We start from the raw sequence: 23,921 nt of genomic DNA, 5'->3' as shown, positions 1-23,921 counted from the left end.
ATGCCGGGCGACCGGACATCCCCTCCGGCTCGAGCGAGCCGTTCGTTGAAGGAGCATCGCGTGAGAATCATCGTCGGGTTGCTGGCGGCCCTGTTGCTGATCGGTCCGGTAGGCGCCGAGGAAGCGAAGAAGGAAGGCGAGGCCGAGGCGCCCAAGGTCGCCTTCGTGCAACTCACGCCCGCCCTGGTGGGCAACTACGGCAGCGGCGCCAAGCTCAAGTACTACAAGGCCGACATCGCCCTGCAGACCGCTGGCGCCGAGGTGGCGAAGAAGGTGGAGTACCACGAGCCGCTGATCCGCAACCAGCTGATCATGCTGTTCTCCCAGCAGACCGACGACAGCCTCGGTACGGTGGAGAACAAGGAAAAGCTGCGCCAGGAAGCCCTCAAACAGGTCCAGCAGGTGCTCACCACGGAGGAGGGCGCGCCCCTGGTGGACGACCTGCTGTTCAACAACCTGATCGTCCAGCCCTGAGCGAAAGCTTCAGGCGCGGGCGCGGATCGCCCGCCACTGCGCCGGGGTGACCGGCATCACCGAGAGCCGGCTGCCCTTCTGCACCAGTGCCAGGTCGTCCAGCCCGGGCAGCTGCCGCAGCGTCGCCAGGCCTAGGACATCCGCAAAAGCCTCGACGAATTCCACGTCCACGGCGCTCCAGGGGTTCTTTTCCGGGGTCGCCCGGCGGTCGACGTAGGGGCTTTCGGGGTCGAGGGCGGTGGGGTCGGGGTAGGCGTCCGAAGCGATGCGGCCGATGCCGGCGATGCCCGGCTGCGGGCAGCTGGAGTGGTAGAAGAAGAAGGTGTCGCCGGGTTTCATCTGGCGCAGGAAGTTTCGCGCCTGGTAGTTGCGCACGCCGTCCCAGCGGGCCCGGCCCTGTTCGCGCAGAGCCTGGATGGACAGCTCGTCCGGTTCCGATTTCATCAGCCAGTGGTTCATCGTGCGTTCCAGTTAGCGCGGCGGGATGAAAAATGTAACCGGACCGACAATTGGCGCGAAGCAGAAATTGCGCGTGGCGTCACATTGCCGGACAATGCCGCAGCTTTTTTCGTTCACTCGTTTTTTTCACCATCACGTCACAAGGAACGGCCGCCAGTCATCGCGGCTTGCCTGAAGGGGGAGGCATATATCCATGAAACGCAAACCCGATCTGCTCTGGGTCCTGGTCATCATTTTCGGTCTGGGTGTGGTTACCACCGGCTACACCCAGAGTTTCTGGGAGCGTCAGGCCGACGCGCCGGTCGGCATCGTCGACGCTACACCGCAACAACCCTGATCCTTCCCGGCACCGCCGTCCGGCGGTGCCTTCAGGCCTACCGGGCCGCCGCGTACCACCCGCCATCCGTCACCGTCCCCTGCAGGGGCACGTCCCAGTCCGCCATCTCCAGCCGATCGACCTTCTGGCATTCATGGGCCAGTCCCAGCAGCGTGGGCTTGAGCCAGGTGCCACGGCGCGTCCGGTAGGCCAGGCTACGGTCGTAGAAGCCGCCGCCCATGCCCAGCCGCCCGCCGGCTTCATCGAAACCCACCAGGGGCAACAGCACCAAGTCCAGGGCCCAGACCTTGCGCTGGCGCTTCACGCAGCGGCGCGGTTCGGGAATGCCGAAGCGGTTGCGGCCCAGGCGCTCGCCAAGGCGCAGGTGCTGGAAGGCCATGCGGGTACGTGGCCACGGCTTGAGCACCGGCAGGTAGACCTGTTTGCCGCGGCGCTGGGCGGCGCGCAGCAAGGGGCGGGGGTCGATCTCGCCGTCGTTGGGCAGGTACAGGGCCACATGGCGTGCACGGCGAAACACCGGCGACTGGGCGAGGCGGCGATAGAGGGCGAGGGACGCGCGTTTCTGCTGGGAGGGGCTGAGGGTGCGGCGCGCCTGGCGGAGCTGGCGGCGCAGGGCCGGGCGGGAAAGCGTGCCGGCGACGATCATGGGGCGGACCATGAAGAAATTGACTCCCCGGTTATGCCGCTGTCGGGTTAGCCCTTGAACCCGAAAGTTCAAGGTGGAGGTTGCAGGAGGCGTTAAGGCTTTCCGTCAGGCGGACATGCACACCGGCCCCAGCTCACAACCCCCAGTGGTTGTGCGTATCGGCTCAGGGACATCACCGACTGGCCAACAAACCAGGGAGCTGGCGGCGAGTATACCCCAAAGTTTTGCGACGGGTCAGCCTTGCGGGGTTTCCGGATCGGCGGTCAGGGCGGTGTCCACGCGATCCAGCAGGTCACGCACGCGCTCGCGGGTGGAGGTGACTTCCTGGTCCAGGCGTTGCTGTTTATGCAGCAGTTCGTGGGTGATGTTCAGGGCTGCCATGACCGCCACGCGGTCGGCTCCGATGACTTTGCCGCTGGTACGGATTTCGCGCATCTTGCCGTCCAGATAACGCGCAGCGCTTTCCAAGTTGGCGCGCTCTTCCGAGGGGCAGTTGATGCAGTAGTCCTTATCGAGGATATGGACGGTGACGGTTTTCGACTGGGTCATGAATCCTGCTCCAGGGCTTTCAGGCGCGAAATCATCGCTTCGACCTTCAGTCGTGCCATTTCGTTCTTTTCGATCAGATGAGCGCGCTCTCCGCGCCAGGCGCGCTCGTTCGCCAGCAGCAGACGGTTCTGTCCCCTGAGCTGCTCGACGTGCTGGATCAGCCGATCCAGTTTGTTCGTCAGGGCCTGCAGGTCGGCGTTTTCCATCAGGTCTCTTCTTGCCGGGCGTTGGGGGCGGGACGGCGCGGGCGGGCGACGTGGCGGCTGGCGGAGCGGTCGGGGCTCGCCGCGCCGGTCGTGGTCGGGCGCATACGCCGGTGCTAGGATACGAAGCCGTCATTCTAGTCATTGCGCTTCGTCGCGCCTAGCCGCCCATGCCCCGTTCCAATTCCCCGTACACCGCTTTCGCCGCCCTCATCGCCACCTCGGGCCAGACCGTTTCCCCCGCCGAGCTGCACGGCCTGCTGCTGGGTCGCAGCTGCGCCGGCGCGGGGTTCGACCCCGAGCCCTGGCTGGAGGACGCCGCCGAGCTGATCGGCGCCACCCCCCAGGACAACCTGCGGCAGGCGCTGATCGGGCTGCAGGAGATGGTCAAGGGCGAGCTCACCGGCGGCGACATGGCCGTGGTGGTCCTGCTGCCCGAGGATGAAAGCCCGCTTTCCGAGCGGGCCGCCGCCCTGGGGCAGTGGTGCCAGGGTTTCCTCGGCGGTTTCGGCCTCGCCGCGCGGGACACCGCGCTGAGCGCCGAAGCGATGGAAGTCCTGCAGGATCTCGCCTCGATCGCCCAGGTGCAGAGCGCCCTGGAGGACTCGGAGGACGGCGAGAATGACTTCATGGAAGTAATGGAATATCTGCGCGTGGCGCCGTTGCTGCTCTTCACCGAATGCGGCAAGACCGCCCCGGCGACGACGCCCACGCCTTCCCTGCATTGATCGGAGAACCGCATGATCCGCATCCCGAAACCGGAGTACGCCCGTCGGCGCAAAACGCTGATGGAACAGATGGTGCCCAACAGCATCGCCATCCTGCCCGCTGCTCCCATGCACATCCGCAACCGCGACGTCGAGCACGTCTACCGCCAGGACAGTGACTTCCAGTACCTCACCGGCTTCCCCGAGCCAGAAGCGGTGATGGTGCTGATCCCCGGCCGCGCCCACGGCGAATACGTGCTGTTCTGCCGCGAGCGGGACCCGGAGCGCGAACTGTGGGACGGCCTGCGCGCTGGCCAGGAAGGCGCGGTGCGGGACTTCGGCGCGGACGACGCGTTTCCCATCAATGACATCGACGACATCCTCCCCGGCCTGATCGAGGGCCGCGAGCGGGTCTACTACTCCATCGGCACCCACGTGGAATTCGATCGGCGGCTGATGGACTGGGTCAACGTGATCCGCTCCAAGGCCCGCCAGGGTGCCCAGCCGCCCAGCGAATTCGTCGCCCTCGGCCACCTGCTCCACGACATGCGCCTGTACAAGAGCGCCGCCGAGGTCAAAGTGATGCGCGAGGCCAGCGAGGTCTCCGCCCGCGCCCACGTGCGGGCCATGCAGGCGGCGCGCCCGGGGCTCGCCGAGTACCACCTGGAAGCCGAGCTGGAATACGAATTCCGCCGCGGCGGGGCGAAGATGCCGGCCTACGGCTCCATCGTCGCCGCCGGGCGCAATGCCTGCATCCTGCACTACCGGGAGAACGACGCCCCCCTCAAGGACGGCGACCTGATCCTCATCGACGCCGCCTGCGAGCTGGACTGCTACGCCAGCGACATCACCCGGACCTTCCCGGTGAACGGCCGCTTCAGCCCTGAGCAGAAGGCCATTTACGAACTGGTGCTGAAGTCCCAGGAGGCGGCCCTCGCGGTCATCGCCCCGGGCAGGCACTGGAACGAGGCCCACGAGGCCACCGTGCGGGTGATCACCGCCGGCCTGGTGGAGCTGGGCCTGTTGCAGGGCGACGTGGACGCGCTGATCGCCAGCGAGGCGTACAAGGCGTTCTACATGCACCGCGCCGGTCACTGGCTGGGCATGGACGTGCACGACGTCGGCGACTACAAGGTCGGCGGCGAATGGCGCGTGCTGGAGCCTGGCATGGCGATGACCGTGGAGCCGGGCATCTACGTGTCCCCGGACAACCAGGACGTGCCGAAGAAATGGCGCGGCATCGGCGTGCGCATCGAGGACGACGTGGTGGTGACCCGCGAGGGCTGCGAGATCCTCACCGGTGGCGTGCCCAAGACCGTCGCCGAGATCGAGGCGCTGATGAGCGCCGCCCGCAGCGAGGCCGCGTAGGTGCGTTCGCACCTGGCCATCGTCGGCGGCGGCCTGGTGGGCGCCAGCCTGGCCCTGGCGCTGCAAGGCGGCGCCAAGGCGCGGGGCTGGTCGATCACCCTGGTCGAGCCCTTCGCCCCGGGCGAACCCTACCAGCCCAGCTACGACGCGCGCTCCTCGGCGCTGTCCTACGGCACCCAGCAGATCTACCAGCGCCTGGGCATCTGGCAGGCCATCGCCCAGCGCGCCGAGCCGATCCGCCAGATCCACGTCTCCGACCGCGGCCGCTTCGGCGCCGCGCACCTGTCGGCCATGGAGGAGGGCGTGCCGGCCCTCGGCTACGTGGTGGAGAACGCCTGGCTCGGCCAGTGCCTGTGGCAGGCCCTGGACGCCGACGTGGTGAGCTGGCGCTGCCCGGCCGAGGTGACGCGCCTGCAGCCGCAGGAAGACGGCTACCGCCTGACCCTGGACGACGGCGCCGAGCTGGACTGCGGCCTGGCGGTGCTGGCCGACGGCGGCCGTTCCGCCCTGCGCGAGCAACTGGGGATCGAGGTCAGCCGCACGCCTTACGGGCAGACCGCGCTGATCGCTAACGTCAGCCCCCTGGAAGCTCACCGTGGGCAGGCTTTCGAACGCTTCACCGACGAAGGCCCCATGGCCCTGCTGCCCCTGGCCGACAACCGCTGCGCGCTGGTCTGGACGCGTCCCGACGAAGACGCCCAGCGCCTCGCCGCGCTGCCGGACGCGGCCTTCCTCGCCGAACTGCAGGCCACCTTCGGCTACCGCCTGGGCGCCTTCCGCCAGGTGGGCGCGCGGCACCTGTATCCGCTGAACCTGGTGGAGGCCCGGGAGCAGGTGCGTCCGCACCTGGCGATCCTCGGCAACGCCGCCCACAGCCTGCACCCCATCGCCGGGCAGGGCTACAACCTGTCCCTGCGGGATGCCCAGGCCCTGGCCGACGCCCTGCTGGCCAGCGACACCGAGCCGGGCGACTTCGCCGTGCTGCAGGCCTACCTGGACGGCCAGCGCCTCGACCAGCACCTGACCGTGGGCTTCTCCGACCAGGTCACCCGACTGTTCTCCAACGACCGGCCGCTGCTGGCTACCGGGCGCAACCTGGGCCTGCTGGGCCTGGACCTGCTGCCCTCGGCGAAGCGCTGGTTTTCGCGCCAGGCCATGGGCCTGGGCACCCGTCCCTGAGGAGACCGCGTCATGGATACCGCCCCCCTCGGCCCACGCCATGGCCATTGCCTGTGCGGCGCAGTGCGCTTTCGGGCGACGCCCCTGAGTCGCGCCATGTCGGTCTGCCACTGTTCCCTGTGTCGGCGCTGGGCCGGCGGCGTGGGCATGGCGGTAGCCTGCGACCCGGCCCTGCAGCTGGACGACGACAGCGCCCTGGGCGTCTACCGGTCCTCTGAGTGGGGCGAGCGGGTGTTCTGCCGCGCGTGCGGCTCGTCGCTGTTCTGGCGCGCCCGGGACGGCTCCGCCCTGATGGTCTCGGCCCAGGCCTTCGACGATTCGTCGGTGTTCGAGCTGACCCTGGAAATCTTCGTCGACGACCAGCCGTGCAACTACGCCTTCGCCCAGTCGACCCGGCGCCTGACCGCGGCGCAGACCCTGGCCACCTTCGCCACCCGCGACCAGCAGACGCCTTGAGCGCGCCGGACCCGCGGACGATCGCACGCCGGGCGCGCCTGTTGCGCTGGGCGCTGACCTTTTACCCGCCCTACCTGGGCGCCGGTATCCGGGTGCGTCAGATCAGCGCGGACTTCCGCCTGGTACGGGTCAAGATGGTCCTGAGCTGGTACAACCGCAACTACGTCCGCACCCAGTTCGGCGGCTCGCTGTACAGCATGACCGACCCGTTCTTCATGCTCATGCTGATGGAGAACCTGGGGCGCGACTACATCGTCTGGGACAAGGCCGCGCGCATCGACTTCGTCGCGCCCGGCAAGGGGACGGTGTACGCCGATTTCCGCATCGACGAGGCGCTGCTGGAGACCATCCGGGCGCGCACCGCCGAGGGCGAGAAGTACCTCCCGGAATTGCCGGTGGAGGTGCGCGACGGGGACGGTGGCCTGGTGGCCACCGTGCACAAGACGCTTTACGTGCGGCTCAAGCCGCGGGCCCGGGAATGAACGAGGGGACGATGCAGATCGACGACAGGCAGGCCGACGTGGTGATCGTCGGCGCCGGCATGGTGGGGAGCGCGCTGGCCCTGGCGCTGAAGGACAGTGGCCTGGACATCCTGCTGCTGGACGGCGGCCCACTGGCCACCTCGCCATTGGCCGCCGAAGCACCCTTCGAGCCGCGGGTCAGCGCGCTGTCCATGGCCAGCCAGCGCATCCTCCAGCGCCTGGGCGCCTGGGACGGCATCGCCGCCCGCCGCGCCAGCCCCTATGGCGAGATGTACGTGTGGGATGGCACCGGCACCGGCCACATCCATTTCTCCGCGGCCAGCGTGCACGCCGAGGTGCTCGGCCACATCGTCGAGAACCGCGTGGTGCAGGACGGCCTGCTGGACGCCCTGGCGGGCAGCCCGGTCGAGCTGATGGCGAACGTGCGCCTGGAGCAGCTGCGCCGCTCCGGCGACGACTGGCTGCTGACCCTCAGCGACGGCCGCCGCCTGCGCACACCGCTGCTGGTGGCGGCGGACGGCGCCCACTCCGCGGTGCGCCGGCTGGTGGGCTGCGAGACCCGCGAGTGGGATTACCTGCACCACGCCCTAGTCACCAGCGTGCGCTGCGCCGAGCCGCACCGCGATACCGCCTGGCAGCGCTTCACCGAGCACGGCCCACTGGCCTTCCTGCCCCTGCGCCGGGGCGACGACCACCATTGGTGCTCCATCGTCTGGTCCACCACCCCGGCCGAGGCCGAGCGGCTGATGGCGCTGGACGACGACGGGTTCCGCGCGGCCCTCGGGGATGCCTTCGAGCGACGCCTGGGGGAGGTGCTGGAGGCTGATCCGCGGCTGTGCATCCCGTTGCGCCAGCGCCATGCCAAGCGCTACGTGGAGCCGGGGCTGGCCCTGGTGGGGGATGCCGCCCACACCATCCACCCGCTGGCGGGGCAGGGGGTCAACCTGGGCTTCCTCGACGCCGCGGTGCTGGCCGAAGTGCTGCTGCACGCCCACGGCCGCGGCGAGCGCCTGGCCGATCCGCGGGTGCTGGGCCGCTTCGAGCGCCGGCGGATGCCCTACAACCTGGCGATGATGGCGGCCATGGAAGGGTTCCAGCGGCTGTTCCAGACCGATGCCCTGCCGTTGCGCTGGCTGCGTAACGCCGGCCTGCGTCAGGTGGACCGCCTGCCGGAGGCCAAGGCGCTGTTCGTTCGCCAGGCCCTGGGGCTGTCCGGCGACCTGCCGGCCCTGGCCCGCGCCTGAGCCCCCGCCGCCGCGCCCGGCGCAGCGGTCCTCCCGGCCCGCGTGCCCCGGCTGCCCGGCGCCTCAGGTGTCCAGCCTCCGACCTTGCGGCTACAATGCGCGCCATTCGATGCGGCCCGCCTGGGCTCGCGACGGCGCCGGCCGGTGTCTTTCCTCGCCGCCGGGGCCCGCCCGCATCCTCGCCACGCCCGGAAGGAGACACCCATGGGACAGCGTACGCCGCTCTACGACCTGCACCTCGCCCTCGGCGCCAAGCTGGTCGATTTCAACGGCTGGGACATGCCGCTGCACTACGGCTCGCAAGTGGACGAGCATCACCAGGTACGCAACGACTGCGGCGTTTTCGACGTCTCCCACATGACCATCATCGACGTCGAGGGCACCGGCGCCGAAGCGTTCCTGCGCTACCTGCTGGCCAACGACGTGGCGCGCCTGGACACGCCCGGCAAGGCCCTCTACAGCACCCTGCTCAACGACCACGGCGGCGTGCTGGACGACCTGGTGGTCTACCGCCTGGCGCACGGCTACCGGCTGGTGGTGAACGCCGCTACCCGGGCCCGCGACCTGGCCTGGCTCGAAGCCCGCAGCGAGGGCTTCGAGGTGCGCTGGCGCGAGCGGGACGACCTGGCGATGCTGGCCATCCAGGGGCCGAAGGCACGGGCCCGCAGCGTCGAGCTGGTCTCCAGCTCCCGGGCTTCGCTGATCGACGGGCTGCAGCCATTCCAGGGGTTCGCCGACGGCGACTGGTTCATCGCCCGCACCGGCTACACCGGTGAAGACGGCGTGGAGATCATCCTGCCGGCCGGGGAGGCGGCGGGGTTCTTCAACGAGCTGGTGGGCGCCGGTATCGCCCCCATCGGCCTGGGCGCCCGGGACACCCTGCGCCTGGAGGCCGGGCTCAACCTCTACGGCCAGGACCTGGACGAGCATGTCTCGCCGCTGTCGGCCAGCCTCGAGTGGAGCATCGCCTGGACGCCCGCCGAGCGCGATTTCGTCGGCCGCGCCGCCCTGGAGGCGCAGCGCCAGGCCGGCGACCTGCCCAAGCGGGTCGGCCTGGTGCTGGAGGAGCGCGGCGTCCTGCGCGCCCACCAGGTGGTGCGGATCAACGGCATCGGCGAGGGCGAGATCACCAGCGGCAGCTTCTCGCCGACCCTGGGCAAGTCCATCGCCCTGGCCCGGGTGCCGGCCGCCACCGGCGAGCGCGCCGAGGTGGAGATCCGCGGCAAGTGGTACCCGGTGCGAGTGGTCAGGCCGGCCTTTGTCCGGCATGGCAAGCCGCTGATCTGACGGCACGCCGCCGTGCCTGCTAAATTAACCGGCAGCGATTCCGCCGCCCCTTTCAGAGGACATGACAATGAGTGAAATCCGCGCCGACCTGCGTTACGCCGCCAGCCACGAATGGGCCCGCCTGGAAGCGGACGGCACCGTGACCGTCGGCATCAGCGACCATGCCCAGGAAGCGCTGGGCGACGTGGTGTTCATCGAACTGCCGGCCGTGGGCAAGCAGCTCTCGGCGGGCCAGGAAGCCGGGGTGGTGGAGTCGGTGAAGGCCGCGTCGGACATCTACGCGCCCCTGGGCGGCGAAGTCGTCGCGGTGAACGAAACCCTGGGGGACAGCCCGGAAGCGGTGAACGGCGACCCCTATGGCAGCTGGTTCTTCAAGCTCAAGCCCAGCGACCCGGCCGAGCTGGAAAAGCTGCTCGACGCCGGCGCCTACCAGGCGGCCCTCGACGCCGAGGGTTGACCGGTCGCTTCACCAGCCCCGCCTAGGCGGGGCTTTCTTTTGCATGGCGATGGCGCAGCCCCCGGCCATTGCGGATACTGCCTGACCGCGTCCGCCCTCGTGGCCGATGGCGTCCGGTTCACCGTTCCACGGTTCGCCGGCGCCTCCCGCGCACCGGCGTCCCGGCCTCATTCCCCAGCCCCCCCGGGACCCCAGCGATGAGCACCCTCGGCAGCGAACCCAACCTGGCCCAGCGGATCGAGCAGAACCTGCTGCTCACCCGCACCGATACCATCGCCACCTACCTGGAGCGCGGCGAGCGCATCGGCGAGCAATTGGACGGCGCCACTTTCCGCGAGCGGGTGCTGCACCTCGCCGCCCACCTGGAGCAGCGGCTGCCGGAAGGCAGCCGGGTGCTGCTGGTGATCCCGCCGAGCCTGGACTGCACCCTGGCGCTGGTGGCCTGCCTGTATGCCGGGGTGATCGCCGCGCCGCTGCCGGTGCCGGTGGCCAATGCCCACCGCGAGCGCCTCGACGCGGTGATCGCCGATGCCGACGCCAGTGCCGTGCTGTGCACCCGGGAAAGCGCCCAGGTGCTGCTGCAGCAGTACGACGGCGAGCGCCGGAGCCTGCTGCCCACCTTGCTGGACCTGGATGCCCTGGCCGAGGCGCCGCTGCCCCTGGGGGGGCACTGCCGCGGCTTGGCGAGGGCCTTCGACGACGACATCCTGGTCCAGTACACCTCCGGTTCCACCCGCCAGCCCCGGGGCGTGCGCCTGAGCGGGCGCAACGTCGTCAGCAACGCCGCCCTGGCCTCGGAGCGCTGGCGCCTGGGCGCCCATACGGTGAGCGTCAACTGGCTGCCCAACTACCACGACATGGGCATGATGGGAGGCACCCTCTGCCCGCTGCTGTGGGGCGCGCCGTGCATCCAGCTGTCGCCCCTGGCTTTCGCCCAGAAGCCGCTGCGCTGGTTGCGGGCGATCAGCCAGTTCGGCGCCACCCTCAGCGGCGGTCCGGCCTTCGCCTTCGCCCTGTGCGTCGATGCCATCGCCGAGTCCGACCTGGACGGCCTCGACCTGTCGTCCTGGCAGGTGGCGTTCTGCGGCGCCGAGCCGGTGCCCGCCGGGCTGCTGCCGCGTTTTCGGGCGCGCCTCGCCCGCGCCGGCCTGGACCCGGCGGCGGTGCACGCCTGCTACGGCCTGGCGGAGTCCACCCTGTACGTGGCCGGCGAGCGGGCCTGGGACGGCGCCTCGATGTCCCTGGCAGGGGACGGCCGCACCGAGCCGAACCGCCTGGCGCCCAGCACCCGCGCCACCCTGCGCATCGTCGACCCGGCCAGTGGCCAGGCCGTGGCGGACGGCGAGGAAGGCGAGATCTGGGTCGCCGGCCCGTCGGTGTCCGCCGGCTACCTGAACCAGCCGGAGGAGAGCCGCGCCACCTTCGGCGCGCGCCTGGAGGACGATCCGCGGGCCTTCATGCGCACCGGCGACCTGGGCACCCTGAACGGCGACACGCTGTCCGTCACCGGACGCCTGAAGGACGTGCTGATCGCCCAGGGCCGCAACACCGCGGCGGTGGACCTGGAGTGGCTGGCCGCCGACCTGCACCCGGCGCTCAATCCCATGGCCGCCGCCGCGTTCCAACTGGCCAGCGACGATCCGCGCGTCGCCTTGCTGATCGAACTGCGCGGCGGCCAGGCGGCGCCGGACGATGCCCAGCAGCTGGCCGAGGCCATCCGCGCGCGGATCGGCGCCACCTTCGGCCTCGACCTGGCCTGGATGCGCGTCGTCAAGCGCGGCAGCCTGGAGCGCACCACCAGCGGCAAGGTGCGGCGCCAGACGGTAGCCGCCCGGGTCCGCGCCGGCCACCACTACCCCGATGCCCGCGAGGTCGCGCCTTGAGCGGCGAACACCCCGCTGCAGCAGGGCCTGGCGGAAACGACGCCGACGAGGCAACGACGCACGCCCTGGCCGGCCCTGGCCTTGCGCAGCCCGACCATTCGCGGCCCAGCCAGGAAAGGCCCGGCCAGGAAAGGCCCGGCCAGGATCGGCCCGGCTTCGTGCGTGTCGACGACCAGCCCGGCGCCCGGGCGGTGCTGCGCGACCGCGGCTTCGCGCCCATCGACCTGGCCGCCTACCTGGGCGTGCTGCGGACCCATTCCGGGCGCGACCTGGGCACCCTCGAACACCTGGCGCGGAACATCCCGTTCTTCCTCGAAGGCGAGCGCCACCTGAAGCTGCACACCCTGGCCGCCGGCTTCTTCGGCACCCGTCACATCGCGCCCTGGCGGGCCACGGTGGAGGCTCTGGTGGAGCGCGCCCTGGAGGGGCTGCAGGGGCGCGATGCGGTGGAGCTGATGGGCGACTTCATCGAGCCGCTGTTCCAGGCCGCCCTGGGCCGGGTCATGGGCCTGGCCATCGCCGACCACCCGGGCTTCGTCGAGTGGACCCGGCAGACCCGGACGCTGCTGGAGCCGCTGCAATCGGTGCGACGCATGGAGCGCCTGCAGGCGGCGATCCGCGAGCTGATGGCCGAGGTGGACCGCGCCGAGCCGTTGCACACCCCCGGCTGCCCGCCGCCGTTCCTCGCCCAGGTCATGGCACACCTGGATGTCGGCTTCGACCGGGACGACGCGGTGGCCCTGTCCACCGCCCTGCTGGTGGCCGGCCAGACCACCTCCCAGACCCTCGGCAACATCCTGGTGGCGCTGCTGCAGGGCCCCGCCGAGCGCCGGGCGCGGGCCGCCGACCCGGCCTGGGTCGCGCAGCACCTGGAAACCCTGTTGCGCCTGCATGCTTCGCCCCAGTTCATCGACCGCCAGGCCCGCACCGACCGGGAGGCCGGGGGCTGCCCGTTCCGTGCCGGCGACCACGTGCAGATGCACCTGCCCACCATCAACCGCGACCCGCAGGTGTTTCCCAAAGACGACCGGGCCTTCGAGGACGGCGCCCGGGCCATCGGCCACCTGGGCTTCGGCTCGGGCATCCACAAGTGCCCCGGCGCCGCCTTCGCCCGGCTGGTGATCGAGGCGGTGCTGCCGCGGCTGTTCGCCCGCTACCCGGGCCTGCGCCTCGGGCTCGAACCGCCCCAGTGGATCGAGACCACCTTCATCCGCGCCCCGCAGACACTTCCCTGTTTCCTGCAACCCGAGAACCCTTCATGAATCGAGTCGAACGCGAGCGTATCGTGGCTTTCCTGCGCGAGCGCATCCTCCAGCGCACCGGGCTGCCCGAGGCGCGCCTGGACAACGACACCCCGCTCACCGACCTGGGGATCAAGTCGGTCGACGTGGTGCTCATCAGCGGCGAGATCGAGGACCACTTCGACCTGGAAGTGGACCCGGTGATGATGTTCGAGTACCGCACCGTCGATGCCGTGGCCGACCGCCTGCTGGTGCTGCTGGAGCGGGCGTGAGCGACTCGTCCGGCGGCGGCCGTACCTATTACCTGGGCCTCTCCACCTCCGGGCACGACCCGGCGCTGGCCCTGCTGGACGACGGCGGCCAGGTGCTGTTCGCCGAGGCCACCGAACGTTTCCTGCAGGACAAGCGCGCCTGGGGCGCCGCCCCGGACCACCCGGGCCACCTGGCCGCGGTGCTGGCCGCCCATTGCGAGGCGGGCGCCCGGGTGGTGGTCGCCACCAGCTGGACGCGGCTGAAGGCGGAGCTGCCCACCGACACCATGGACAACCTGCTGCCGGCGGCCGAGGGCGCCTGGCTGCGCACCCAGCAGAAGCGCGCCCACGCCGATGCCGGGGATTCCCTGGCGCGGCTGCTGCCGGCGGGCGTCGCCCATGAGCGGCGCGACTTCGATCACCACCTGTGCCACGCCGCCTACGCCTGCCACGGCGCGCCCTTCGACGCGGCCACCTGCCTGGTGCTGGATGGCGAAGGAGAAGTGGGCGCGGTCAGCCTGTATCGCTACCGGGACGGTCGCCTGGCGCGGACCTGGCGGTCCTGGGGGCCCGGCAGCCTGGGTACCTACTATGGCTGGCTGACCGGCGCCTGCGGCTTCGACTGGAAGGCTGGCGAGGAATGGAAGGTGATGGGCCTGGCCGCCTTCGGCACGCCGCGCCCGGAGCTGTTGGACGCCTTGTCGCAGATGCTGCACATCGAGGCCGGCCGGCCGCGCCTGCCGGAGCCGGACCGGCTCCTGGCCCTGATGGCGCGCCTGGCCCCGGCGCGGCGCGCGCCCTCGGCGCCGCTGATGACGGCCGCCGACCTGGCCGCCAGTGGCCAGGCGGCCTACGCCGGGTTCGCCGACGCGGTGCTGGCGGCCTGCGCCAGCGACGGCCAGGAGAATCTGGTGCTCACCGGCGGCTGCGCACTCAACTCCTCCTACAACGGCAGCCTGGCGGGCCGCCACGGCTTTCGCGCGGTGCACGTGCCCAGCGCGCCGGGGGACGACGGCAATGCGGTCGGCGCGGCGCTGCTGGCCTGGATGCAGGACCACCCTGGCCAGCCGCTGCCCAGGGCCCGCCAGGGCGCGGCGGGTAGCGCCTACCTGGGCTCGCGGCCCGACCCGGCGGTGATCGCCGCGGTGGCTTGCCACGCCGGCGGCTTCCGGGTCCGCGACCTGGGCGCCGGGTCCGCCGGCTACCTGGCCGAGCGCCTGGCGGCCGGGCGCATCGTCGGCGTCATGCGCGGCGCGGCGGAGTACGGGCCACGGGCCCTGGGCCACCGCTCGATCCTCGCCGACCCGCGCCCGGCCGCCATGAAGGACCGCATCAACCGCCAGGTGAAGGGCCGCGAACCCTACCGGCCGTTCGCGCCGATGCTGCCGGCGGAGCGGGTCGGCGACTGGTTCCAGCGGGACCAGGCGTCCCCCTACATGTCCTTCGCCCTGCCCTGGCGCGAGGCCCGGCGCGAACAGGTGCCGGCGGTGGTGCACGCCGACGGCAGCGGCCGTCTGCAGACCGTGGGCGCCGACGAGGAACCCTGGCTGCGGGCGTTGCTGGCCGCCTTCGAGGCCCGCAGCGGCGTGCCGATCCTGCTCAACACCAGCTTCAACGTGATGGGCAAGCCCATCGTCCACAGCGTGCAGGACGCCCTGGCAGTCCTGGCCACCACCGGCCTGGACGCGGTGCTGCTGGAGGACCTGCTGGTGGAAAAGGACGCGCCTTGAATGGCCTTCCTCTCGGCGCCGTTCCTGCTGCTGTTCCTGCCCCTGACGCTGCTGGCCTTCCACCTGGCCTGCCGTCGCGCCCCGGGGCTGGCGGCGCCGCTGCTGCTGGTAGCCTCTCTGGGCTTCTACGCCGCGATCGACCCGGCTGGGCTGCCACTGCTGCTGGCGTCGATGCTGGTCAACTACGGCCTGGGCGTGCGCATCCGCCGCGACCCGGCCCGGCGTAGACGCTGGATAACCCTGGGGGTACTGCTCAACCTGTTGCCCCTGGCCCTGTACAAGTACCTGGGCACCCCCGGGGCGGTGGTCACGCCCGGGGCCTTCGCCCTGGCCGGGCTGCCCCTGGGGCTGTCGTTCTACACCTTCCAGCAGATCGGTTTCCTGCTGGACTGCCGGCGCGATGACGTGCCGCGCCTGGGGCCGCTGCACCACGGGCTGTTCGCCGGCTTCTTCGCCCAGATGCCCGCCGGGCCGATCTCCCGCTACCGGGACCTGGCGCCCCAGCTATTGCGCCTGGGGCAGCCGGTGCCGGGCGCCCTGGTGCTGGCCGGCCTGAGCCTGTTCGTGCTCGGCCTGGGCAAGAAGCTGGTATTCGCCGATGCCATCGGCCGCCTGGTGGACGCGGTGCACGCCCTGGTGGCGATGGGTGGCCGGCCGGCGCCGCTGGAAAGCGCCCTGGCCTGCTGGGGCTTCACCCTGCAGCTGTACTTCGACTTCTCCGGCTACTCGGACATGGCCCTGGGCCTGGGGCTGTGCCTCGGCCTGTGGTTGCCGGTCAACTTCAATTCGCCCCTCAAGGCCGCCTCCTTCAGCGCCCTGGTGGACCGCTGGCACATGTCCCTGGTGGCGTGGATCCGCGAGTACGTCTACCAGCCGCTGTTCCAGGCGGTGCGCCGCTGGCCCCTGGGCGAGCCGACCCGCCGCCGGCTGATCGCCTGGGCGCTGAGCACCGTGGTCAGCATGGGTCTGCTGGCGGCCTGGCACGGCGCCAAGGCCTCGCTGCTGCTGGGCGGGCTGCTGGCGGGGGTGCTGATCATCCTGTCCCAGCTGCCGGCCCTGGCACGCCCCGTCCACCGCGCGCCGGTCCCGGCCTGGCGCCGGCGGCTGCGGCGCATCGGCGGCCACCTGGCGGTGCTGCTGGCCTTCAGCCTGCTGGGGCTGGTCAACCGTGCCAACGACCTGGACAGCCTGACCACGCTGCTGGCGGGCCTGGTGGACCTGGGGGCCCAGGGCGTCTCCCCGGGTGTCGCCGCCTGGCTGCCGGCACCCCTGGCCGAAGCGCTGCCCGCCAGCGGCTTCCTGCCCGGCCTGCCGGAGCACCGGCGCGTCGACCTGCTGATCCTGCTGGTGGCCAGCCTGGCGGTGTTCGTCGCGCCCAACACCATGCAGCTGTTCGGCCTGCTGCGGCCGACGCCCACCGCCCCGGAGGGCCAGGCGCCGGTCCTGGCCTGGCGTCCCGGCGCGGCCTGGGGTGTCGCCCTCGGCGGGGTGGTGCTGCTGGTGCTGTTGTTCGGCGAGACCCCGGGGAGCGGCTTCATCTATGCACGCTTCTGAACGGCGGTTCCTGCTGGCCGGCCTGGCCGTGCTGCTGCCAGGGCTGCTGGCCCTGGGGCTGGCCAACGCCTGGCTCGACCCGTTCGGCTACTTCGGCCGGCCGCTGCGCCGCGGCCTCACCGACGTGCCGTCCACCGCCTTCGACCAGGCGCCGCGGCCGCAGCAACTGCGCTGGCTGGCCCAGCGCGCCCGGGAAACCCCCGCGGCCGAGGTGCTGGTGGGGACGTCGCGGCTGCGGTATGGGCTGGACACCTGCGCCGCGCCCGGGGTGCAACGGATCGCCCTGCTGGCCCTGAGCCTGCGGGAAATGACCTGGCTGGCCCCCGCCCTGGCGGACGCGCCAGGGCTGCGCAGCCTGTCCTTCGAGCTGTCGGTACCCGGCGAGCCCGTGGCGTCCGCGGACCCCGGAGCTTCGGGTCTGGGTGACCCTGCCGAGCTGCGTCGCCAGCTGTTCGGCTGGACCGCCACCCAGGTGGGTCTCACCACCCTGTGGCGGAGCCGGGCCGCGGCCTTCGATGGGCGCTGTGGGGTGGACGTGCGAGAAACCGACTGGCGGCCGGATCACCCGGGCAAGGCCCTGGGCAGTGATCGGCTGATCGCGCTGTCGCACGACGCCGCCGCGCTGGTGGAGCAGCAACGTGCCCTGGGCGAGCTGCTGGAGGCCTACGGGCCGGGGTGCGCGAGTCGCGGGCAGCGCCTGCAGGTCTTCACCCTGCCGGCCTATGTGCCGCGGGAGCGGCTGGCCCTGTTGCTGCAGGCGCAGGAGCGCCAGGCAGAGGCGATGGAGGCAGTCCTGGCGCGCTATCGCCCGCGCTATCCGGGCTGCACCCTGGCCCTGCTGGACCTGGCCTCGCCCTATACCCGCGCCTATAGGGACGGGTTGCCGGCGGAGGACTGGCGTGATGGCAGCCATTTCGCCCCGGCGCGGGGCGCGGCATTCCTCGCGGCGCTGCGCGCCCGTTGAAGGCGCGCGCCGTAGGTGGGATCAGTGGGCGGGCTGGTCGCTGGCGGTGAGGATCGCCTGGGCCAGGTCCATGTCGCTGGCGTCCAGGCCCGGGTTGTCGCTGCGTACGCGCTGCAGGGCGGCTTCCAGGTAGGGCCCGCGGATCGCGCCGTCGCTGGCGACGAAACTGCCGGCGTCGTCCTGGGCGGCGACGATCAGCTTGTGGTCCTTGAAGGTCATGTAGGTGGAGGCGGTGGTGGCGCCGGAGGAGATCACGTCCCGCCAGAAGGTGTCGGCCAGGGCGGAGCCGAACGGCAGGGACATCACGGCGAGGCTGGCAACGGCATGTCGGATACGCATGGGTGGCTACTCCAGAGTGGGGTATGCCAGTAGAGGCGCGGCCCCTGGCGGGAGTTCCATGCTGGCGCATGGACATCCGTGGCGCCGCGGGGTTCTGACGAGAAGCCGTCGGGCGAGGCGCAAACCGGAGAGGACGCGGCACTCATCAGCGGGTGAATGAGCAAGCCGAACCGGTCTTCAACGACGCTTCACCGAGGGCCGGCACGTTCGTACAGGACTAGCGCGCCCTGGCGGCGTCCCGGCGCCGGTGGCGGCGCCAGAGCAGCGCGGCCGTCGCCGCCAGCACCGCGAACAGGCCTGCCTGGGCATAGCCGTCCAGGCCCGGCAGCAGGTAGGCCACCAGCCCCACCAGGGCCGCGGCGAAGGCGCTCCACAGCAGGTAGCCGCCGGCACCGAAGACTTCGAGGACGAGGAGCAGGGTGCACAGGCCGAGCCAGGTCCAGGGGGTCAGGTGCAACAGGGCATTCCACATCGTTTCAGCGGGTCCTTTTCCGAAAGCGGGTGTCGCGCCGCCGCGGAAGGCGCGGCGGGCTCGAACGGGGCGGGAGTTTAGCGTCGCCGGCCGGGACGGTCCGTGCGGTGATCCCCAGTTTGGGGAATGGAACGACCGTTCGGTCGAACGGCGGCCGCCCGGCCCGGCCTCAGCGCTGGTCGCTCTGGGGGGTGACCCGCAGGACTTCCTCGATGGTGGTCTGGCCGCTGGCGATCTTCTGCGCGCCGGACAGGCGCAGGCTGCGCATGCCGTCCTTGAACGCCTGGCGGCGCAGGGCCGAAAGGTCGGTGTCGGCGCTGACGTGGTTCTTCACCCCATCGCTCATCAGCATGATCTCGTAGACCCCGGCGCGGCCGCGGTAGCCGGTGTCGCGGCATTCCAGGCAGCCCACGGCGCGGTGGGCGCCGCTGGGCAGCGGCGCGCTCCAGGGCCGGGTCAGGTTGGCCCAGTCTTCTTCCTCCAGGGTCACCGGCTGCTTGCAGTGGGGGCAGAGGGTGCGCACCAGGCGCTGGGCCATCACTCCCAGCAGGGTGGAGCGCAGCAGGTAGTAGGGCACGCCCAGCTCCAGCAGGCGGGTGATGGCGCTGGGGGCGTCGTTGGTGTGCAGGGTGGTCAGCACCAGGTGGCCGGTGAGGGCCGCCTGGATCGCCATCTCGGCGGTCTCCAGGTCGCGCACCTCGCCGATCATGATGATGTCCGGGTCCTGGCGCATCAGCGCGCGCACCCCGCTGGCGAAGGTCAGGTCGATGTTGTGCTGCACCTGCATCTGGTTGAAGGCCGGCTCGATCATCTCGATCGGGTCTTCGATGGTGCAGAGGTTCACCTCGCTGGTGGCCAGCTGCTTGAGGGTGGTGTACAGGGTGGTGGTCTTACCCGAGCCGGTGGGGCCGGTCACGAGAATGATGCCGTTGGGCTGGCTGGTCATGCTCTGCCAGCGGCGCAGGTCGTCGGTGGAGAAGCCCAGCTGGTCGAAGCTCTTGAGCAGCACCTCGGGGTCGAAGATACGCATCACCAGCTTCTCGCCGAAGGCGGTGGGCAGGGTCGACAGACGCAGTTCCACCTCGCCGCCGTCCGGGGTCTTGGTCTTGATCCGGCCGTCCTGGGGCTTGCGCTTCTCCGCCACGTTCATCCGCCCGAGGGTCTTCAGGCGGCTGACCACCGCCATGGTGACCTGGGGCGGGAACTGGTAGACGGTGTGCAGCACGCCGTCGATGCGAAAGCGCACCGCGCCCTGTTCCCGGCGCGGCTCGATGTGGATGTCGCTGGCGCGCTGCTGGTAGGCGTACTGGAACAGCCAGTCGACGATGTTGACGATGTGGGCGTCGTTGGCGTCCGGCTCCTGGTCCTGGGCGCCGAGGCTGAGCAACTGCTCGAAGTTGCCGATGCCGGTGACCTTCTGGTCGCTGGCGCTGGCGCCGCTGACCGAGCGCGCCAGGCGGTAGAACTCCACGGTGAAGCGCTGCAGGTCCACCGGGTTCACCACCACCCGCTTGATCGGCCGCTTCAGCACATGGGCCAGGTTGCCCTCCCAGCCCTGGACGAAGGGCTGGGCGCTGGCGATGGTGACCTGCTCGGGGCTGACCGCCACGGCAAGGATCTTGTGGCGCTGGGCGAAGGCGTAGGACATCACCGGGGTCACGGCGGCGACGTCGATCTTCAGCGGGTCGATGCGCAGATAGGGCTGCCCGGACCAGTCCGCCAGCCACTGGGTGAGGCTCTCCAGGTCCAGCTTGCGCCCCGGCCGGCCGAGGTCGTCGAGCTGCTGGGCGGCGAGGAATTCCAGCGGGTGCAACTGCGCGTTGGTCCCGCCGCGACGCACCATCAGGCACTGCTCGGCGGTTTCCTGGACGATCCTGCCCTGGGCGACCAGTTCGCGCAGCACGTCATTGAGGTCCAGCCAGCGGTCCTGGCTGGAAGAAGCGAAAGCGGCCATCGGCATCCTCGGCGCGTTGGAGCGGCGGCCCGCCCCCATGGCAGACCCCGGCAGGCGCCTAGCATGCCCGAATCGGGCGTAGCGGTCGAAGTGAGTTCATGGGGAGCGGCTCGCCCCTGTCCGGGGCGGCGTAGCGGAATCCGCCCTACCGGGCGGGGCCCCGTTCATCACCGTCATCGGACGGCGACCGTGATTCCGCCCCGCTCCACGGGGCGACCACGCCATGGCTACCCGCGCCGTTTCGCGTGCCGGTGGAGCTCCGCCGCGAGGGCCTCGCTCGTGTGGACAGCCCATTCCTCATCGCGCGCTTCGCCCCTTCGGCGGCTAGTCGCTGAAGGGCGTGCTGGCCTCCCCGGGGTACCCGTTCCCGCCGAATCCGCCCTGGCTGCCCATGTCGAGGCTGATGCTCTTCAGGTCGAGGTCCGTGGCTTCTTTTTCGATGCCTACCAGCTCCGGAAAGCCCAGCACGATCCCCACCATGATGATCTGCAGTGCCACGAACGGAATCGCACCGCGGTAGATGTCCATGGTCCTGATGGCCTTGCTCGCCACCGATCGCAGGTAGAACAGCGCGAAGCCGAACGGGGGATGGAGAAACGACGTTTGCATGTTGACCGCCAGCAGCACGCCGAACCAGACCAGGTCGATACCCAGCTTCTCTGCCACGGGCGCCAGCAGCGGCACCAGGATGAACGACAACTCGAAGAAATCCAGGAAGAAGGCCAGGAAGAACACCAGCAGGTTGACCACGATCAGGAAGCCCACCGGGCCGCCCGGCAGGTTGATCAACAGGTGCTCGACCCACAAGTCGCCGTCCACGCCGCGGAAGGTCAGGCTGAACACCGACGACCCCACCAGGATGAAGATGGCGAAGCAGGTCAGTTTGGCGGTCTTGTCCAACGCCTGGCGCAGCAGGAGCCGGTCCAGCCGACGGCGGAGTACCGCCAGCAGCAGGGCGCCGGTCGCCCCCATCGCGCCTCCCTCGGTAGGCGTGGCGATGCCGAAGTAGATGGTGCCCAGGACCAGGAAGATCAGCACCAGTGGCGGGATCAGCGTGGTCAGCACGCGCAGGCACAGGGCCCGTCCCCGCAATGTCCGCGCCTCCGGCGGCAGGGCTGGCACCGTGCTCGGGCGAAACAGCGCGTGTCCGATCACGAATGCCAGGTAGAGACCGATCAGCACCAGGGAGGGCAGCAGCGCGCCGGCGTACATCTCGCCCACCGGCCGGCCCAGTTGATCCGCCAGAATGATCAGCACTAGCGACGGCGGAATGATCTGCGCCAGCGTACCCGAGGCGGCGATCACGCCGGTGGCGAGTCGCTTGCTGTAGCCATAGCGCATCATGATCGGCAACGAGATCAGCCCCATGGAAATGACCGACGCCGCCACCACGCCCGTGGTGGCGCCCAGCAGCGCACCCACCAGAATCACCGCGTAGGCCAGGCCGCCACGGATGGAGCCGAAGAGCTGGCCGATGGTATCGAGCAGTTCCTCGGCCATGCCGGAGCGTTCCAGGATCAGCCCCATGAAGGTGAAGAACGGGATCGCCAGCAACGTTTCGTTGTACATGATGCCGAACACCCGGTCCGGCAGGGCCTGGAACAACGTCGGCTGCAGGAGGCCCAGCCAGATGCCGACGATTCCGAAGAACAGGCCGTTGGCGGCCAGTGCGAACGCCACGGGATAGCCGATGATCAGGAACAGGATGAGGCTGGCGAACATGATCGGCGCCATGTTCTGGATCAGGAATTCAACCATGGCGCGTCTCCCCCGGTGTCAGGTCCGGTGTCGCGCCCGCCGGCAGCTGGCGCAACTCGTCGATCCGTTTGATCAGCTCGGAAATCCCCTGCAACAGCAGCAGGGTGAAACCGGCGGGAATCAGCAGCTTGGCGGGCCAGCGGATCAGGCCGCCGGCGTTCGGTGAGACTTCGCCGCTGCGCCAGGCTTCGAGAAACGGCTCCCAGGACAGGCTCAGGATCAGGGTGGTGGCCGGCAGCATGAAGACCAGCAGGCCGAACACTTCCACGCGCAACTGCCCGCGCCGCTGGAGCCGCGAATACAGCAGGTCGACCCGCACATGTTCGTTCTGCAGCAGGGTGTACCCCGCGCAGAGCAGAAACACCGCACCGAACAGGTACCACTGCAGCTCCAGCAGGCCGTTGCTACCGAAGTTGAAGAATTTGCGGGCGAGGGCGTTGCCGGCGCTGACCAGCACCGCGAGCAGGATGCACCCGCTCGCGAGCCAGGCGACGCCACGGTTGAGCCGGTCGATGGCGTGGGACAGGCCAAGCAGCAGGGGCCTCATGCTCAGGCTTCCTTGCCGACGACACTGGCGGTGAAGTTGTCCAGCGCGGATTCGGCGACCCGGAACCAGCTCACCTCGTCACGGCGGAAGCTCGACCAGGGCCCCCAGATTTCCTTGAAATCCGGGTTCTTTCCCGCCAGCTCGGCGAACAGCTCGTTGGACGCCTTCCAGGCCGCGTCCATGACGTCCCGCGGGAAGTACGCCACCTTGGCACCGTTGGCGATCAGTTTCTTCAGTGCCGGGGGGTTGCTGGCATCGTACTTGGCCAGCATTTTCAGGGTCTGCTCGTTGCAGGCGCACTCGAACGCGGCCTGGTACAGCGGCGGCAGGTCCGCCCAGGCCTTGGCGTTGACCATGGAGGTAATCGACGCGCTGCCTTCCCACCAGCCGGGGGCGTAGTAGTGGCTGGCGATCTTGTTCAGGCCGAGCTTCTCGTCATCGTAAGGGCCGATCCATTCGGCGGCATCGATGGTGCCTTTTTCCAGCGACGGGTAGATGTCGGACGTCGGGATCTGCTGGGGCAGGACGCCCAGCTTCTGCATGACCATGCCGCCGACGCCACCGACCCGCATCTTCAGGCCCTTGAGGTCGTCGAGCGACTTGATCTCCTTGCGATACCAGCCGCCCATCTGCACGGCGGAGTTGCCGCAGATGAAGGGTTTGATGTTGTACTGGCCATAGAGCTTTTCCAGCAGCGCGCGGCCGCCGCCGTACTGGACCCAGGCGTTGTGCTGCCGGGCGTTCATGCCGAACGGCAGGCCGGTGTCGAAGGCGAAGGCGGTGTTCTTGCCGAAGTAGGCGGAAGCCAGCACATGGTTGCATTCCACCGTGCCTTCACCGACCGCATCCAGGCTCTGGGCGGGCGGCACGATGTCGCCACCGGCGAAGGCCCGGATCTCGAACTTGCCCCCGGTCAGGACGCTCACCCGCTGGCAGAGCTCGTCGGCCGAGCCGAACATGGCATCCAGGCTTTTCGGCCAGTTGGTTGCCATTCGCCATTTGACCGTGGGCGTGTCCTGCGCCAGGGAGGGCAGGGCGACGGTGGCCAGCCCCGCCGTGATACCGGCCCCTTTCAGAAAGCGACGACGCTGCATGTGAAATACCTCGACAGGTGGATGGTCCTGTCGAGGCGATAGCAACCCATATGCCAGCTGAATCGGCCTGGTCGGCGCGATGCCGCTCCGAAACCGGCGGAAACGCCACCATCCCATTGAAACGCAATAAATTATACGGTCGTATAATTAATATTTGCCGGAGCGAACGCTCGCGGTGAAAAAAGCGGTCGCGGAAACACTGCGCACCATATGCGAACACCGGATGGGCGATTCACCTCAAGTCGGTGCACCTCTGCAGCCGCGCCTTTATCACTGGGTGGAGCGG

General features: G+C 70.0%; 26 protein-coding genes and 1 other RNA gene. 16 read left to right on the top strand and 11 right to left on the bottom strand.

Features of this window, described 5'->3' with window-relative positions:
• The first annotated feature begins 60 nt into the window (after positions 1-60).
• The gene (locus FM069_RS08860; RefSeq protein WP_233282010.1) at positions 61-474 is read left to right on the top strand and encodes a flagellar basal body-associated FliL family protein; all 414 of its coding nucleotides are present in this window, start codon (positions 61-63) and stop codon (positions 472-474) included.
• Between the two features lie 9 nt (positions 475-483).
• On the opposite strand, the gene FM069_RS08855 is transcribed toward FM069_RS08860, so the two are convergent.
• A complete protein-coding gene (locus FM069_RS08855) occupies positions 484-933 on the bottom strand; it encodes an EVE domain-containing protein (RefSeq protein ID WP_143487933.1) in 450 nt (149 codons plus the stop codon).
• Positions 934-1,126: 193 nt separating this feature from the next.
• Between FM069_RS08855 and FM069_RS21590 the strand changes: the two genes are divergently transcribed.
• On the top strand, positions 1,127-1,270 hold the full coding sequence (locus FM069_RS21590; protein ID WP_178106697.1) for a hypothetical protein: 144 nt from the start codon (positions 1,127-1,129) through the stop codon (positions 1,268-1,270).
• A 37-nt stretch (positions 1,271-1,307) separates the two neighbouring features.
• Here FM069_RS21590 and FM069_RS08850 read toward each other — a convergent pair whose 3' ends face one another.
• The 4 genes from FM069_RS08850 to FM069_RS08835 all read right to left on the bottom strand — a co-directional run bounded on the left by FM069_RS08850 (position 1,308) and on the right by FM069_RS08835 (position 2,671).
• Positions 1,308-1,916 (bottom strand): 5-formyltetrahydrofolate cyclo-ligase, encoded by a 609-nt coding sequence (locus tag FM069_RS08850; protein WP_143488062.1) that lies wholly within the window; start codon positions 1,914-1,916, stop codon positions 1,308-1,310.
• Positions 1,917-1,936: 20 nt separating this feature from the next.
• Positions 1,937-2,117: non-coding RNA, 6S RNA (ssrS, locus tag FM069_RS08845), on the bottom strand.
• Between the two features lie 33 nt (positions 2,118-2,150).
• Complete coding sequence (locus tag FM069_RS08840) at positions 2,151-2,465, bottom strand: cell division protein ZapA (RefSeq protein WP_143487932.1); 315 nt, start codon at positions 2,463-2,465, stop codon at positions 2,151-2,153.
• Positions 2,462-2,671 carry a TIGR02449 family protein gene (locus FM069_RS08835; protein ID WP_143487931.1) on the bottom strand — a complete coding sequence of 70 codons (210 nt, stop codon included), beginning with the start codon at positions 2,669-2,671 and terminating at the stop codon, positions 2,462-2,464. Before FM069_RS08835 ends, FM069_RS08840 begins: the two co-directional genes overlap by 4 nt.
• Before the next feature lie 167 nt (positions 2,672-2,838).
• Here FM069_RS08835 and FM069_RS08830 point away from each other — a divergent pair, with 167 nt between their 5' ends.
• From FM069_RS08830 to FM069_RS08765, 14 genes are all read left to right on the top strand, one after another.
• Entirely contained in the window at positions 2,839-3,396 is a 558-nt protein-coding gene (locus tag FM069_RS08830) for a YecA/YgfB family protein (RefSeq protein ID WP_143487930.1), read from the top strand.
• A gap of 12 nt (positions 3,397-3,408) precedes the next feature.
• Entirely contained in the window at positions 3,409-4,743 is a 1,335-nt protein-coding gene (gene pepP / locus FM069_RS08825) for a Xaa-Pro aminopeptidase (RefSeq protein ID WP_143487929.1), read from the top strand.
• Entirely contained in the window at positions 4,744-5,922 is a 1,179-nt protein-coding gene (ubiH, locus tag FM069_RS08820; RefSeq protein ID WP_143487928.1) for a 2-octaprenyl-6-methoxyphenyl hydroxylase, read from the top strand. It abuts the gene before it with no gap.
• 12 nt (positions 5,923-5,934) lie between these two features.
• Positions 5,935-6,378: a GFA family protein gene (locus tag FM069_RS08815; RefSeq protein ID WP_143487927.1), complete on the top strand. Its 444-nt coding sequence runs from the start codon at positions 5,935-5,937 to the stop codon at positions 6,376-6,378.
• Positions 6,375-6,860 carry a DUF4442 domain-containing protein gene (locus FM069_RS08810; protein WP_178106696.1) on the top strand — a complete coding sequence of 162 codons (486 nt, stop codon included), beginning with the start codon at positions 6,375-6,377 and terminating at the stop codon, positions 6,858-6,860. The genes FM069_RS08815 and FM069_RS08810 overlap by 4 nt, the downstream gene beginning before the upstream one ends.
• An 11-nt stretch (positions 6,861-6,871) precedes the next feature.
• Positions 6,872-8,104, top strand: a complete 1,233-nt coding sequence (locus FM069_RS08805; protein WP_143487926.1) for a 2-octaprenyl-3-methyl-6-methoxy-1,4-benzoquinol hydroxylase — start codon at positions 6,872-6,874, stop codon at positions 8,102-8,104.
• A 204-nt stretch (positions 8,105-8,308) separates the two neighbouring features.
• Entirely contained in the window at positions 8,309-9,391 is a 1,083-nt protein-coding gene (gcvT, locus tag FM069_RS08800; protein WP_143487925.1) for a glycine cleavage system aminomethyltransferase GcvT, read from the top strand.
• Positions 9,392-9,458: 67 nt separating this feature from the next.
• On the top strand, positions 9,459-9,848 hold the full coding sequence (gene gcvH, locus FM069_RS08795) for a glycine cleavage system protein GcvH (RefSeq protein WP_143487924.1): 390 nt from the start codon (positions 9,459-9,461) through the stop codon (positions 9,846-9,848).
• A gap of 197 nt (positions 9,849-10,045) precedes the next feature.
• Positions 10,046-11,731 carry a fatty acyl-AMP ligase gene (locus FM069_RS08790; protein ID WP_143487923.1) on the top strand — a complete coding sequence of 562 codons (1,686 nt, stop codon included), beginning with the start codon at positions 10,046-10,048 and terminating at the stop codon, positions 11,729-11,731.
• Positions 11,732-11,889: 158 nt separating this feature from the next.
• Positions 11,890-12,993, top strand: a complete 1,104-nt coding sequence (locus FM069_RS08785; protein WP_143487922.1) for a cytochrome P450 — start codon at positions 11,890-11,892, stop codon at positions 12,991-12,993.
• Positions 12,990-13,244 carry an acyl carrier protein gene (locus FM069_RS08780; protein WP_143487921.1) on the top strand — a complete coding sequence of 85 codons (255 nt, stop codon included), beginning with the start codon at positions 12,990-12,992 and terminating at the stop codon, positions 13,242-13,244. Before FM069_RS08785 ends, FM069_RS08780 begins: the two co-directional genes overlap by 4 nt.
• A complete protein-coding gene (locus FM069_RS22055; RefSeq protein WP_178106695.1) occupies positions 13,241-14,953 on the top strand; it encodes a carbamoyltransferase family protein in 1,713 nt (570 codons plus the stop codon). The genes FM069_RS08780 and FM069_RS22055 overlap by 4 nt, the downstream gene beginning before the upstream one ends.
• Positions 14,954-16,507: an MBOAT family O-acyltransferase gene (locus FM069_RS22050; RefSeq protein WP_143487920.1), complete on the top strand. Its 1,554-nt coding sequence runs from the start codon at positions 14,954-14,956 to the stop codon at positions 16,505-16,507.
• Positions 16,494-17,471 carry a hypothetical protein gene (locus tag FM069_RS08765; RefSeq protein WP_143487919.1) on the top strand — a complete coding sequence of 326 codons (978 nt, stop codon included), beginning with the start codon at positions 16,494-16,496 and terminating at the stop codon, positions 17,469-17,471. The genes FM069_RS22050 and FM069_RS08765 overlap by 14 nt, the downstream gene beginning before the upstream one ends.
• Before the next feature lie 21 nt (positions 17,472-17,492).
• On the opposite strand, the gene FM069_RS08760 is transcribed toward FM069_RS08765, so the two are convergent.
• The 6 genes from FM069_RS08760 to FM069_RS08735 all read right to left on the bottom strand — a co-directional run bounded on the left by FM069_RS08760 (position 17,493) and on the right by FM069_RS08735 (position 23,635).
• Positions 17,493-17,810, bottom strand: coding sequence for a DUF2388 domain-containing protein (locus FM069_RS08760; protein WP_143487918.1), 318 nt, complete (start codon positions 17,808-17,810; stop codon positions 17,493-17,495).
• 217 nt (positions 17,811-18,027) lie between these two features.
• Positions 18,028-18,282 (bottom strand): NfeD family protein, encoded by a 255-nt coding sequence (locus FM069_RS08755; protein WP_143487917.1) that lies wholly within the window; start codon positions 18,280-18,282, stop codon positions 18,028-18,030.
• A 169-nt stretch (positions 18,283-18,451) separates the two neighbouring features.
• Positions 18,452-20,236, bottom strand: coding sequence for a GspE/PulE family protein (locus FM069_RS08750; protein WP_143487916.1), 1,785 nt, complete (start codon positions 20,234-20,236; stop codon positions 18,452-18,454).
• A gap of 324 nt (positions 20,237-20,560) precedes the next feature.
• Positions 20,561-21,994, bottom strand: coding sequence for a TRAP transporter large permease (locus FM069_RS08745; protein ID WP_143487915.1), 1,434 nt, complete (start codon positions 21,992-21,994; stop codon positions 20,561-20,563).
• Entirely contained in the window at positions 21,987-22,541 is a 555-nt protein-coding gene (locus tag FM069_RS08740; protein WP_143487914.1) for a TRAP transporter small permease subunit, read from the bottom strand. Before FM069_RS08740 ends, FM069_RS08745 begins: the two co-directional genes overlap by 8 nt.
• A gap of 2 nt (positions 22,542-22,543) precedes the next feature.
• Positions 22,544-23,635, bottom strand: coding sequence for a TRAP transporter substrate-binding protein (locus tag FM069_RS08735; RefSeq protein ID WP_143487913.1), 1,092 nt, complete (start codon positions 23,633-23,635; stop codon positions 22,544-22,546).
• Positions 23,636-23,921: the final 286 nt, after the last annotated feature.

The sequence above is a fragment of the Pseudomonas mangiferae genome, from assembly GCF_007109405.1.
Taxonomy (GTDB): Bacteria; Pseudomonadota; Gammaproteobacteria; order Pseudomonadales; family Pseudomonadaceae; genus Pseudomonas_T; species Pseudomonas_T mangiferae.
Note: the sequence above shows the minus strand (reverse complement) of the source record. Positions and strands in the feature narration are given on the sequence as shown.